Below are 13,103 nucleotides of genomic sequence, written 5' to 3' on the forward strand. Positions count from 1 at the left end.
AAATAATGATTAATATTTCCTTTCCCGACGGGAGTATAAAACAATTTGAAAAAAACATTACCGCATATGAAGTAGCAAATGCGATTTCAATGTCACTTGCAAAACAAGCAATGGTTGCTGAAATAAACGGTGAGCTTAAAGATTTAAGTACCGTAATTGAAAATGATTGCAAACTTCGTATTTTAACCGTAAAAGATCCTGAATGTCTTGAGATAATAAGGCACGATGCTGCACATTTAACTGCTGAAGCCGTAAAGGAACTATTCCCTGAAACTCAAGTAACAATAGGTCCTGCAATTGAAAACGGTTATTATTACGATTTTGCTCGTGATAAACCTTTTACCACTGATGATTTAGCTGTTATAGAAGCTAAAATGCAAGAACTTTCAAAAAAGAACGAGAAAGTAACAAGAGAGCTATGGGATAGGGATAAAGCCGTAGAGTTTTTTAAATCGATAGGAGAGCATTATAAAGCCGAAATTATTGCTTCAATTCCGGCAGGTGAACCAATTACTTTATACAGGCAAGGTGATTTTATTGATTTATGTCTAGGTCCGCATGCCCCCTCTACAGGGTTTGTTAAGCATTTTAAGTTGATGAAAGTTGCAGGAGCTTATTGGCGAGGTGATAGTTGTAATGAGATGTTGCAGCGTATATACGGTACGGCGTGGGCTACGAAAGAGCAACTAGATAATTACCTTTTTATGCTTGAAGAAGCCGAAAAGCGTGATCATAGAAAGCTTGGGCGAGAGCTTGATTTATTCCACTTCCAAGAAGAAGCTCAAGGAATGGTATTCTGGCATGATAAGGGCTGGAGTATATATAATATTATCGAGCAATATATTAGGAAAAAGATTCGTAAAAACGGTTATATTGAAGTTAAGACTCCTGTTTTGGTGGATAAAAGCCTTTGGGAGGCTTCAGGACACTGGGAAAAATTTCGTGATGATATGTTCGCGTTAGAAACAGATGACAAGACATTAGCTTTAAAGCCGATGAATTGCCCTTGCCACGTGCAGATTTTCAAACAAGGTATCAAGAGCTATCGTGATTTACCGCTTCGTATGTCGGAGTTTGGTTTGTGTCACCGTAATGAGGCGTCCGGTGCATTGCACGGTTTAATGAGAGTGCGTAGCTTAGTGCAAGATGATGCACATATATTTTGTGCCGAGGAACAAATTACCGATGAAACGGTTAGTTTCTGTAAGCTACTGACGGAAGTTTATAAAGATTTCGGCTTTACCGATATAAAGGTAAAATTTTCTGATCGTCCTGAAATCAGAGCAGGAAGTGATGAAGTTTGGGATAAGGCTGAGAATGCTTTAAAAGAAGCAGTAGAAAAAGCAGGGTTTACTTATACGCTAAACCCAGGTGAGGGTGCATTTTACGGTCCAAAGCTTGAGTTTGTTTTAACCGATGTGATAGGACGGCAGTGGCAATGCGGTACGCTTCAGATGGATTTTGTATTGCCGGAGCGACTCGATGCTAGCTATATCGCAGCAAGCGGTGAGAAAAAAAGACCTGTAATGCTGCATAGAGCAATCCTTGGTTCGCTTGAGCGTTTTATCGGTATATTGATCGAAGAATATGCGGGACGTTTCCCGCTTTGGATTGCTCCTATACAGGTCGCTGTGGCGACCATTACCAGTGATTTAAACGATTATGCTTTAGAAGTACAAAAAGCTTTAATTGATAATGGCGTAAGAACGGATATTAATATCTCACCTGATAAAATTAACTATAAGATTCGTGAGTTTTCTAATCAAAAAATACCGATGATTGCCGTAATCGGTAAGCAGGAAAAAGAAAATAAACAAGTAACGATAAGAAGACTCGGAACTACCGAGCAGGAAGTATTATCGATTGAGCAGTTAATAGCTCTAGTTAAGGAAGAGAATAGTAGGTATCTATAATATCTCGTATAGCTTTTTTGATGTCATTTCTAACTAAAGCGGCATTGTTGTATAAATCATAAGGCATGTTCGGTGTTGTCATACTGTGGCTTGACCACGGTATGACACCGGAAAGAGCTAAATTTCTGCCTATGTAGGAATGCATACCACAAAAGTTCTCTAAATTTGTCCAATATTTCTCAACTTATGAAAATCAAAACTCATCCTGTTTCTTTTTTATGGTCGGTTATAAAGCCGTATAAATTGCTATCTTGTTATGATGATTGCACCGTTTGCGAGCGTTTTTCATCCTATTCTATATAATTATGCCGTAAAGCTTTTGCTTGATTTGTTTACCCAAAACGAAAAGATTACAAGGTTATAAACCAATAATATGGTTTGTAATGGCACAAGCAATACTTGATGTAGAGTTTGGCGTGCTCACAATTTTGCACAGCTTAAAGCCATGCCTTATATCTTTCAAGATATGATGAATAAAATATGTAATCACTGTTTTAATTTGCCGTATACTTATTTTCAAAATAACTTTTCTGGTTCTATAGTCGGAAGAGTACGGGGCATAGGTGATAATTATTATAAAATGCACCAAGCAATTGAGTACAAATTAAGCCAAACTCTACTTATTACATTATTTCCCGGTGTTACTCTTGCCCATATTAATATTAAAATATTTATTTTATTGTTGGTTTTATTGCTGTTTATTTACCGCTTGCATTACGGTTTTTTATCAAACTTGCAAAAATGGAGCAGGATAAGCAAGATTCTTGGTATAATTTATTTGGTATCGTAGCTGATTGTATTACAAATATTTTTACCATTTTTTCATTTGCGGCAAAACAGAGAGAATTAAATAAAATAAAAGATTATTATCATAATGTGCATAATATTTTAACAACTAGATATTATAAATATGATCTCATTATCTCTATAATATTGAACTTAGTATATTGGGTATATTTGATAGGAGTATTTGTATATAGCTAGACCATAGTAAATAGGTACAGTTAAATAAATTTTAGTACGTGTTCTACAGCCATACTGATATCTTGAATTGCCCCGTAACTTTTCTTATTTCGTTCTTAATCTTAAACCAATAATGTTCTATAGGATTTAAGTCTGGGCTATATGTAGGTAAGAATAAAATTCTGCACCCAACCGACTCGATTAATTCTCTTATTATATTATTCTTATGGAAGTTGATATTATCCATAATTACTGTTTGTCCAGGATGTAATTCTTTAGTTAATATAGTCTCTACATAGGTTGTAAATATTTCTTTATTACAATTTCCTTCAAATATTACTGGCGCTATAATTTGATTATTACGAAGCCCCGCTATCATACTGATCCTGGATTTATGTTGATACACTTTGTTTCCATAACATCTAGTACCTTTTATACTCCATCCATATTCTCTACAAGCATTATCTTCTATTCCTGACTCATCAATGAATACTAGAGTTTCTTTAGAAATTTGCTGTATCTTTTCTATAAATTCATTCCTTAAACCAATATCCCTTCTGGGATGAAGATGACTTTTTTTTATAAGTGTACCCTAGTAGTTTTCTATAGTAATTTATTCTAGTTCTTTGTAATCTATTACCTAGTATAATACTTAATTCTTTAGCTGTTTTATCATGATTATTGATAATTAATTCTTCAAATTCTTTGAGATTTATTTTTGCATTATAACCCTTTGCTGGACCATAAGGTTTTGCTTTTATATCTCCTGTTTCCCATTTAAGAGTTTTCCATCTATATATAGTGTTACGACCTATATTGAATATTTTACATGCTTTAACAATTGAGAGCCCATCATCTAGAGCTTTGAATAGTTTCATTCTTAAATCGTAACTGTAACTGCTTGCCATAATTTATTTATTATTATTTATAACATATATATTAGCATAGTATGTACCTATTTACTATGGTCTAGCTATACGTAATTTACTTGCGTAATCTTGGTGAGATCGGTATCGGTGATATCGCTTTTATTATGTCACTAACTTTTTTATTTGCTGAAAATTCTTGGCATGCTACTATGAGAGTTAAAGACTTTTTAGAAGATGTAGCAGCGTTTCGCTCCGCCTTTACAATCATGCAAACCCCGCAAGATACTATAGATAAAGAAAATGCTGCTGAATTAAAAATCTCTAAAGGCGAGATTATATTTAAGGATATATTTTTTGCATACAAAGAGGGTAGTAGTGTATTTAGCAATCTTAATTTGCATATTAAGGCTGGTGAGAAGGTAGGTATTGTAGGGCATTCAGGTAGTGGTAAATCTACTTTGATTGCATTATTGTTGAAAAATTTTAAAGCTGAAAAACCGGCGATATTATAATCGATAACCAAAGCCTTTACGATACTTCCTCTGACAGCCTGTGGGAGCAGATATCATTAATTCCTCAAGATATTATGCTTTTTCATCTAAGGAAATAAAAAATGCTGCCAAAGCTGCAAATATCCATGAATTTATCGAGAGTTTACCGGAAAAATATAACACCATTGTCGGTGAGAGAGGAGTAAAGCTAAGTGGCGGACAGAGGCAACGTATAGCAATTGCTCGTGCTATTCTTAAAAACGCTCCGATTTTGGTTTTAGATGAAGCAACTTCAAGCCTTGATAGCCATACCGAGCAAGAAGTGCAAAAATCTATTAATACCATGCTTGATATTGAGAATGTAACTATAATTGCTATAGCCCACAGATTATCTACTATCAAGCATATGGATAGAATTATTGTTATGGATAAAGGCAAGATCATAGAAGACGGCACTTTTACGGAACTCGTTCGTAAGGAAAAGGGTAAGTTTAAGGAGCTTTGGGAGCATCAAGTTAACGGATTTGTTTGAGCCTTATTTTAAACCGGCGTATATGCAAGGTATAGCTAGACCATAGTAAATAGGTACATACTATGCTAATATATATGTTATAAATGATAATAAATAAATTATGGCAAGCAGTTACAGTTACGATTTAAGAATGAAACTATTCAAAGCTCTAGATGATGGGCTCTCAATTGTTAAAGCATGTAAAATATTCAATATAGGTCGTAACACTATATATAGATGGAAAACTCTTAAATGGGAAACAGGAGATATAAAAGCAAAACCTTATGGTCCAGCAAAGGGTTATAATGCAAAAATAAATCTCAAAGAATTTGAAGAATTAATTATCAATAATCATGATAAAACAGCTAAAGAATTAAGTATTATACTAGGTAATAGATTACAAAGAACTAGAATAAATTACTATAGAAAACTACTAGGGTACACTTATAAAAAAAAGTCATCTTCATCCCAGAAGGGATATTGGTTTAAGGAATGAATTTATAGAAAAGATACAGCAAATTTCTAAAGAAACTCTAGTATTCATTGATGAGTCAGGAATAGAAGATAATGCTTGTAGAGAATATGGATGGAGTATAAAAGGTACTAGATGTTATGGAAACAAAGTGTATCAACATAAATCCAGGATCAGTATGATAGCGGGGCTTCGTAATAATCAAATTATAGCGCCAGTAATATTTGAAGGAAATTGTAATAAAGAAATATTTACAACCTATGTAGAGACTATATTAACTAAAGAATTACATCCTGGACAAACAGTAATTATGGATAATATCAACTTCCATAAGAATAATATAATAAGAGAATTAATCGAGTCGGTTGGGTGCAGAATTTTATTCTTACCTACATATAGCCCAGACTTAAATCCTATAGAACATTATTGGTTTAAGATTAAGAACGAAATAAGAAAAGTTACGGGGCAATTCAAAGATATCAGTATGGCTGTAGAACACGTACTAAAGTTTATTTAACTGTACCTATTTACTATGGTCTAGCTATACTTTATCTATACTTAAATTGTAAACCTTCAGATTTGATCTGACATATTAAGATTGAAATTAGACGAGTTTGTGGGTATGTAGATAACTAAGGAGTTATCTATCATATCCACGAACTAAATATAAAACTCAATTAATAGGAACAATATGTCAAATTATGATCAAAAAATAATCAAACCTAAATTAGGATTATTAGAACTTGCAAAACAACTAGGTAGTGTTAGTACTGCGTGTAAAGTAATGGGCTATTCAAGAGATAGCTTTTACCGTTTCAAGGAACTATATGAGATGGGCGGAGAAGCGGCTCTTGTGGATATGAGTCGTAAGAAACCTATAGTAAAGAATCGTGTATCAGAACATATAGAACAAGCAGTAATAAATCTTGCTATAGAGAATCCTGCTCTTGGTCAGCTTCGTGCGAGCCAAGCACTAATAAAGCAAGGTATTATAGTGTCATCCAGTGGTGTACGTTCTATCTGGCTACGCAACGATCTTGAAACTCTAAAGAAACGACTCAAAGCTTTAGAAGCTAAATCTGCACAGGACGGTATCTTACTGACAGAAGAGCAGATATCTGCTTTAGAAAAAGCAAAACAAATTAAAGAGGCTCATGGAGAAATTGATACTCAGCATCCCGGTTATCTTGGTGCACAAGACACCTATTATGTCGGTAATATGAAAGGAGTAGGTAGAATATACCAACAAACCTTTATTGACACTTATTCTAGAGTGGCTATTTGCAAACTCTATACTGATAAATCTGCAATAACATCCGCTGATATTTTAAATGATAAGGTAATACCTTTCTTTAATAATCATGATGTACCACTACTGAGAATCCTTACAGATAGAGGAACGGAATATTGTGGTAAGGTAGAACATCATGCTTTTGAGTTATATTTGGCTATAGAAAATATTGATCATACTAAAACTAAGGCACGTTCTCCTCAAACTAATGGAATATGCGAAAGATTACATAGAACTTTAAAAGATGAATTTTATGATATAGCTTTCCGTAAAAAGATTTATAGCTCATTAGAGGATTTACAGATTGACTTAGATCAATATTTAAACAAATATAACAATACTAGACCGCATTCTGGAAAGTTCTGTTATGGAAAAACTCCTATGCAAACTTTCAAGGATAGCATTAAAATTGCTCAAGATAAGTCTATTAATTCTTACTTATCTGACAGCACTTTTGCTGCTTAATCAATCTCTACCTGTCAGATCAAGTGTACGGGCTGTTGAAAAAATCAACAAGGTTGCAAATACTTTAATATTTTTTTATCTTTAATAGTAGTAGATAAAAAAACCAAAAAATAATTTTAAGTATCCGTTTAAAATTTTGTACTATCGCAATCATCAGTATTTGAATCTGTGTTTTCTGTACACTTCTAAATTTTGCTCCTCGTAAACCATGATTCTCCTTAGCTTCACCAAATAGACCTTCTATTTTCCACTTTCTCTCAATTAGTTTTTTCTTAAAATCAATTCTATTCTGTCTGACCTTTACCTCATCTATTTCATCCTGATAAGGATTACGATAAATAAATCGTCCTCTATTACTATAATTATCAGAAATACAACCTGATTTTAGAGAGCAATTTTTACAATGCCCTCCTGTAATACGATAACGTTTTATTTGTTTTTTATCTAATTTATCATACGGATAAAGATAATGTCCCTGTGGACACTTATATCTATCCTGTTCTCTATCATATTGAAATTCCCCCCTACTTATTTTTCCTTCACCAAGATTATCTACATGTAAAGGTATATAAGTTGTAATTCCAAGTAATTTAAAATATCCATAGGTTGGACCTCTACCATAACCTTTGTCTGCTATCCATTCTTTTACTCTAAAAGAAAAATTATTTAATATATTCCAAACTCTACTTGGAAGTACAATACACTCATGTTGTGATCCTGTACTTACATAACAATCTATTATAATACGTGAATCTGAATCAATTGAGTAGTGGGTCTTATAACATAGCTTTTTATAACCATTAGTTCTTGATACAAGACTACAATCAGGATCTGTCCTACTGACATGAGTTTGATTAGATATTTTCCTTACTTTTTTCCCTTCTCGGAAATCATGATAACGACGTTCATATTTTTTTAATTCTCTCTTTTGTGAATCACCTTGATCTTTTCTTAATATTAGGCTATTCATAGAGGCATTAGATTCAACTAAAGAGGCATCTGAAATAATTGTTTCTCCTTTTATAATATCTAGTTCATACCATTGCTTAATCAAGCTTATAAATATTTCTTGAAATAGTTCTACCCCAAATCTATCTCTTATCCTACTTAATGATGAATGATCCGGTACTTTATCCTCTAAACTTAAACCACAAAACCACCTATATGCTATATTTAACTGAATTTCTTTACATAATCGTCTATTTGACTTTATACCATATAAGTAACTTATTATTTGCATCCTAAAAAATAATACAGGATCAATTGATGGACGTCCGTAATTAGCACAATAACGATTCTTAGTTATTTCATAGATAAAAGAAAACTCTAATTCTTTAGCTTCATGAATCCTCACTAATAAATGATCATTAGGTATCATGTGCCTTAAGCTAAGGCTATTACATCTCACACTTTGATCAAGCTTATAACCCTGCATCTTTACACCTTCATTTAAGCATAAAAATACAGCTTATTCCTTAGATTAACTCTTTTCTACTTCTTTTTATAACTTTTTCAACAGCCCGTGTAGAGTTTTACAATTTAACTGTACCTATTTACTATGGTCTAGCTATATACTAATTTTAGGAAACAAAACTAACTATGAAGTTCATAACCTAATAAAAGGCATTTATTACATTTATAATCAAATATTCCATGAAATGTTGTTTTTAATTGCCAATCTTTTTCACAAGATGGACAATTTGAATAATTAGAACGTGCATATGAGTTTCCTGATACCGGTTCTGCTATAGGATAAAAAACTTTCTTTTTTAAACATTTTTGTATTCGCTTACTAATTTTGCTTCCTTTATAGAAATATCACTGTCTAATTCTGCTAATTGTCTTTCCATTAACGGTTCTAATTTTTTATAGCTTGAAAGCCATAATCTGCGAGCGCAGCATAGTCCTCTCTCCAAAAAGTAATTGTTCCTCCGAGATATCGGTCTTTATCATTTATTATATGTAGATATTTCCCTTCATCTGTACGTAATACAAGCTGCTCTTCATAAGCTTTTGACCAGGAAATAGGATAAATAGAGAAATTTTGCATTTTCAATATTTTCTTCAATATCAATAGGGGTTTCACTAACATAGTCTGCTGTTATTTTATAACTAATTATTACGCCCAATTGCTCTAATTCATCTTTATCTTTCAATGCATGATAGCTAAAATGTGAAGCATGCAAAGCATCTTTATTAGGAATTACTGCATAAAAAACCAATTTATTTTTTGTAGGACTAAAAAATTCTCCATTATTTAATATATTACCGTTTTGATATAAAGAACCGATAAAACTACAAAGTAAATGCCAAGCCTTCCCATAATCCTTTAGTAAGAATTGCTTACTTTTATTAAACGATATAGTAACAAGATATATAGCTAGACATAGTTTAAATAAAATTTACCTATTTAGTTAAGAATGCTGCCTTTTATAATCTAACTTAATCGGAGTTTATTCCTAAAAATATTAGTATTGATTTTAAACCTACTTTAAAAAGAAGTATAAAATACTACTTTTCAAAGAAAAGAGTTACACCCCTAAGGCTTTTTTATCTTTAGATTGTTCTTGTTCAACTGCTTGAGTATGAGATTTGACTTGAGGGATTGCAAGATCGACTACATGTTCATATCTAACGCCGTTTTCAAATAAAACTTGACCGCATTTATTCACTTGAATAACATCTTCTTTAGAGAATTTATTTAAAATAACTTCCGTGATGTCATAAAGGAATTTCCAAGATAATTCTATTCTTTCTTGTAATGTCAGCTTTTTATTTTCCGGTTTTTGACTATTAAGGGCAACATTTGGTGAATCGTCAATATTACCTCCTTCAGCAGGTAATATATTTTTTTTACGTGCTGCTATTTTCTTATACATTAAAAATATTAATAATAATGCTAAGCAACCTACGGCAATTAAAATATGAGTATTAGAATTAGACACTATTTTGCTCTTCCTTGTTGTTGAGTTAAGTTTTGTGTTTTAGAAAGCATCGTAACCACTGCTTTACCTATATTAACTAAGTTAGCTATATCAGGAGCTAGCTTTGCAACTGCTAAGACCGGAGGCGGTAATAAGTTAGTTTTTATTGTTAGACTTATAACATTTCCGAGTTCTTTACTTCCTGGTATTACTCCTACTATTTTTTTTATGTCGCTTGCAATTTCCGTAGCTTTTTCTGTTGCTTTACATAAGGATTCTATCTTTTCGCCAAAAGAAGCTTCCGGATTTAATACTTTTAATAATTCTGTTTTAGCTTCATTTAGATTACCCGAAATAGTATTCTTTACAGAGTTTAATTTGTCAATATTTATATCTTGTGGAATTGCACTTTCAATATTACTTTTTAGTTCTGCTATTTTTTCTTCTACTTCATCTTTGCTTTTTGGTATAGCTTTAGCAGCTTTTGCAACATTCTCTAGTGAAGCTTGATTATTAGGGTTTTTATTTGCTATTTCAATAATTTTTCGAGGCGGTTCTTTTGATATTTCTGAAATTGCGGCAACTTTTTTGGCTTTTTCATAGATGTTTTCAAGCTTCTCATTAGATTTAGTCTCTTCTCTTATTTCTTTTATATCGTTATGCAATTTTGTTATTTTGGGCAATAATTTTTCAGAGTCAATAAAATTATTTACTTTTTCAAGTATTCCGCTTGTTTGTATAAATATTCCAAGCATCGGTATTTGAGTGGATATAACCCCGACTAATATATTTTCTAATGATTCTATAATTTTTTTAGAAGTTCCAGGATAGAGTTTATCTAATTCTTGCTGAAATTTTAAAACTTGTTCTAAAACGTTTAAACATTTTTCTACAATAACCCCGTCAAATAAAAAGATATCTTTTGTTTTTAGCTGTTCTTGATATGCTTTCTCAAGTGCTTCAGATAAAGTAGTTAGAGATTCTTGGATTGTCCTATTAAAAAGTTTTTCTATTTTCTCTAAATCGATATTTTCAGTGTGAGATAATTCATTTAAAGAATTTTGTATAATATAAAATAAATGATCTTCTAAATCTTTTACATTCATTTTCAAAGATTTTGTAAAACCTTTTAATTTTATTAAAAGTCTTTGTAGTTCTTCTTGTTGTTCTTTGTTTAATCCGCTGAAACTAGAAAAATCAATTATAGACATAAAATTTATTATTTTGTTATCAAATATTAATTAATCTTAAAGCTTTATAACCGTAAAATAAAATGTAAAATAGTTATCATTGCCCTTGAGATTAATTTTTGTTATATTACGTGCTAACATTGCTACAATAGATATTATATTGTTTTATTAGGTATATTCTTGAAAGATTAAACTAATCTAACTAACATATTATCAATTATTCAAAAAATTTATGCGTAAATTAACTACATTTATTGTTACATTATTGCTAACTAGTTCGGTTGCCGCTGTTGATTTGCAGGAAGCTTTAACTGAAGGGTATAAGAATAATGAGGAGCTGAAAGCTGCTAGAATTAAGTTTTTAGACTCGATTGAGCAGTTTCCACGAGCTTTTTCGGGGTTTATGCCTAGTGCTGGAATGAAGATTGAAAGAAGTAATAGTAAAACCAAATATAATAAAAAATATGCAGATAGGCTTGGTCTTACTCCAAGGGAAACAGATAGTGATCAAGGTACATTAACAATTCAACAGTCTCTATTTAATGGTGGTTCTAGCGTTGCGGCTCTTAAAGCTGCTCAAGCAGGATTTAGAGCCGCACGGGGTGCATATTATGCCGGTGAACAAAAAATATTATTAAATTTAATAACTGCGTATCTTGATTGTTTTGAGAGCAAAGAGAAATATGATATTTCCGAAAGTAGGGTTCGCACTAACATACAACAAGTTAACACCGTTGAGGAGAAATTAAGACTTGGAGAAGCAACGGAAATAGATATAGCAACCGCAAGAGCAGGACTTGCAGCGGCAGAAACGAATAAACTAGCTGCCTATGCCGATTTTCAAGGAAAAAAAGCAAATTTTATTAGAGTATTTGGAATAGAGCCGACTAATATAACTATGCCTGAGTTACCTAAAATGTTACCTGCTTCATTAGATGAGTTAACAAAAAGAGCTGCTAAGCTCAATCCTGATATTGATTCGGCAAGGCATAATGTAACTTCGGCTAAAGCCTTAGAAATGGCAGAAAAAGGGAAATTATTACCGCAAGTAAGCGTGCAACTGCAATCCGGTAGAACGCACTACAATCCACAAGATGATATAAATGCTAGAAATGTAAATGCTATAAATAATAGAAGCTATACTACTACTCTTTCGGTAAATATTCCTATTTATCCTGAGGGAGGAGCTCAATATTCAAGAATCAGATCGGCTAAAAATCAAACAAGAAATAGTGCAGTTCAACTTGATAGTACGATAAAGCAGACCCAAGTAGGGGTTGTAAGCGTATGGGAGGGATTTGAAGCAGCAAAATCTCGTATTGTTGCAGCTAATCAAGGAGTAGATGCTGCTCAAATATCATATGACGGTACTGTACAAGAAGAAATAGTAGGGTCTAAAACAATATTAGATGTTTTAACTGCCGAAGAAAAATTATATGAAGCAAAAATAACTCGTGTGGATGCGTATAAATCTTCAGTACTTGCAGCATATCAAATGAAATTGTTAACCGGCGAGCTAACGGCTCAAAGTTTAAAACTTAAAGTAAAATATTTTAGTCCTGAAGAAGAGTTTAAGACTATTAAAAAGAAAATGTTTATAGGTTTCTAACGTGAGTAAGGAAAATAAAAAAAAACAAGATATGTCGATAGAAGACATATTAAAATCGATTAAAGGAGTAATTAACGAACGTAAAAATCCTATTCACGAAAATGATAGTGAAGATGAAGATATATTAGAGCTAACGGAAATAGTAAATCAAGATGAAGAAGAAAAGTTAATATCAACTAAATCTGCTGAAGAGGTAGGTGATATTTTTAAAAGTTTTACCGATACTATTGAAGATAAAAAGCTGGATAATAATATCTCATCTAAAAATGCACTGGAAGAATTAGTTGTTGAGATGTTAAAACCGGAACTTAAAGCTTGGCTTGATAAAAATCTACCTTTACTTGTTAAAGAGTTAGTAGAGATTGAAATAAAAAAATTGGTGCAGAATAGTAAGAGGTAGAGGAG

General features: G+C 32.2%; 13 protein-coding genes and 1 pseudogene. 8 read left to right on the plus strand and 6 right to left on the minus strand.

Translation table 11 applies throughout. The features are described 5' to 3' along the window. Window positions 1–5: 5 nt before the first annotated feature. Window positions 6–1,913: a threonine--tRNA ligase gene (thrS, locus tag REIP_RS04015; protein ID WP_045803889.1), complete on the plus strand. Its 1,908-nt coding sequence runs from the start codon at window positions 6–8 to the stop codon at window positions 1,911–1,913. A gap of 726 nt (window positions 1,914–2,639) precedes the next feature. Continuing rightward, complete coding sequence (locus REIP_RS12400; protein ID WP_231569331.1) at window positions 2,640–2,897, plus strand: hypothetical protein; 258 nt, start codon at window positions 2,640–2,642, stop codon at window positions 2,895–2,897. Window positions 2,898–2,917: 20 nt separating this feature from the next. On the opposite strand, the pseudogene REIP_RS09440 reads toward REIP_RS12400, so the two are convergent. Further along, window positions 2,918–3,784: pseudogene (locus tag REIP_RS09440) on the minus strand (IS630 family transposase). An 80-nt stretch (window positions 3,785–3,864) separates the two neighbouring features. Between REIP_RS09440 and REIP_RS13175 the strand changes: the two are divergent. The 4 genes from REIP_RS13175 (at window position 3,865) to REIP_RS04055 (ending at window position 6,975) form a co-directional block, all read left to right on the plus strand. Continuing rightward, window positions 3,865–4,257 carry an ATP-binding cassette domain-containing protein gene (locus REIP_RS13175; RefSeq protein ID WP_045803892.1) on the plus strand — a complete coding sequence of 131 codons (393 nt, stop codon included), beginning with the start codon at window positions 3,865–3,867 and terminating at the stop codon, window positions 4,255–4,257. 40 nt (window positions 4,258–4,297) lie between these two features. Continuing rightward, window positions 4,298–4,768 carry an ATP-binding cassette domain-containing protein gene (locus REIP_RS13180; RefSeq protein ID WP_008580341.1) on the plus strand — a complete coding sequence of 157 codons (471 nt, stop codon included), beginning with the start codon at window positions 4,298–4,300 and terminating at the stop codon, window positions 4,766–4,768. A 100-nt stretch (window positions 4,769–4,868) separates the two neighbouring features. Further along, a protein-coding gene (locus tag REIP_RS09445) for an IS630 family transposase (protein ID WP_156147374.1) occupies window positions 4,869–5,736 on the plus strand; the annotation gives its coding sequence in 2 pieces (ribosomal slippage) (window positions 4,869–5,195 and window positions 5,197–5,736; 867 coding nt in all). Window positions 5,737–5,910: 174 nt separating this feature from the next. Then, complete coding sequence (locus REIP_RS04055) at window positions 5,911–6,975, plus strand: IS481 family transposase (protein WP_045803893.1); 1,065 nt, start codon at window positions 5,911–5,913, stop codon at window positions 6,973–6,975. Window positions 6,976–7,039: 64 nt separating this feature from the next. Here REIP_RS04055 and REIP_RS04060 read toward each other — a convergent pair whose 3' ends face one another. From REIP_RS04060 to REIP_RS11655, 5 genes are all read right to left on the minus strand, one after another. Further along, window positions 7,040–8,353, minus strand: coding sequence for a transposase (locus tag REIP_RS04060; protein WP_172686766.1), 1,314 nt, complete (start codon window positions 8,351–8,353; stop codon window positions 7,040–7,042). A 215-nt stretch (window positions 8,354–8,568) separates the two neighbouring features. Then, window positions 8,569–8,772 (minus strand): DUF2310 family Zn-ribbon-containing protein, encoded by a 204-nt coding sequence (locus REIP_RS12410; protein ID WP_331385743.1) that lies wholly within the window; start codon window positions 8,770–8,772, stop codon window positions 8,569–8,571. A 206-nt stretch (window positions 8,773–8,978) separates the two neighbouring features. Next, the gene (locus REIP_RS12415) at window positions 8,979–9,197 is read right to left on the minus strand and encodes a hypothetical protein (protein WP_082068236.1); all 219 of its coding nucleotides are present in this window, start codon (window positions 9,195–9,197) and stop codon (window positions 8,979–8,981) included. 309 nt (window positions 9,198–9,506) lie between these two features. Continuing rightward, entirely contained in the window at window positions 9,507–9,920 is a 414-nt protein-coding gene (locus tag REIP_RS04070) for a DUF2660 domain-containing protein (protein WP_023507626.1), read from the minus strand. Beyond that, complete coding sequence (locus REIP_RS11655; protein WP_045803894.1) at window positions 9,920–11,110, minus strand: hypothetical protein; 1,191 nt, start codon at window positions 11,108–11,110, stop codon at window positions 9,920–9,922. Before REIP_RS11655 ends, REIP_RS04070 begins: the two co-directional genes overlap by 1 nt. A gap of 211 nt (window positions 11,111–11,321) precedes the next feature. On the opposite strand from REIP_RS11655, the gene REIP_RS04080 reads away from it, so the two are divergent. Both REIP_RS04080 and REIP_RS04085 read left to right on the plus strand, forming a co-directional pair. Further along, window positions 11,322–12,698, plus strand: a complete 1,377-nt coding sequence (locus tag REIP_RS04080) for a TolC family protein (RefSeq protein ID WP_045803895.1) — start codon at window positions 11,322–11,324, stop codon at window positions 12,696–12,698. Window position 12,699: 1 nt separating this feature from the next. Further along, a complete protein-coding gene (locus REIP_RS04085) occupies window positions 12,700–13,098 on the plus strand; it encodes a DUF2497 domain-containing protein (protein ID WP_008580336.1) in 399 nt (132 codons plus the stop codon). Window positions 13,099–13,103: the final 5 nt, after the last annotated feature.

This window comes from Rickettsia endosymbiont of Ixodes pacificus (assembly GCF_000965155.1).
Lineage (GTDB): Bacteria > Pseudomonadota > Alphaproteobacteria > Rickettsiales > Rickettsiaceae > Rickettsia > Rickettsia tamurae.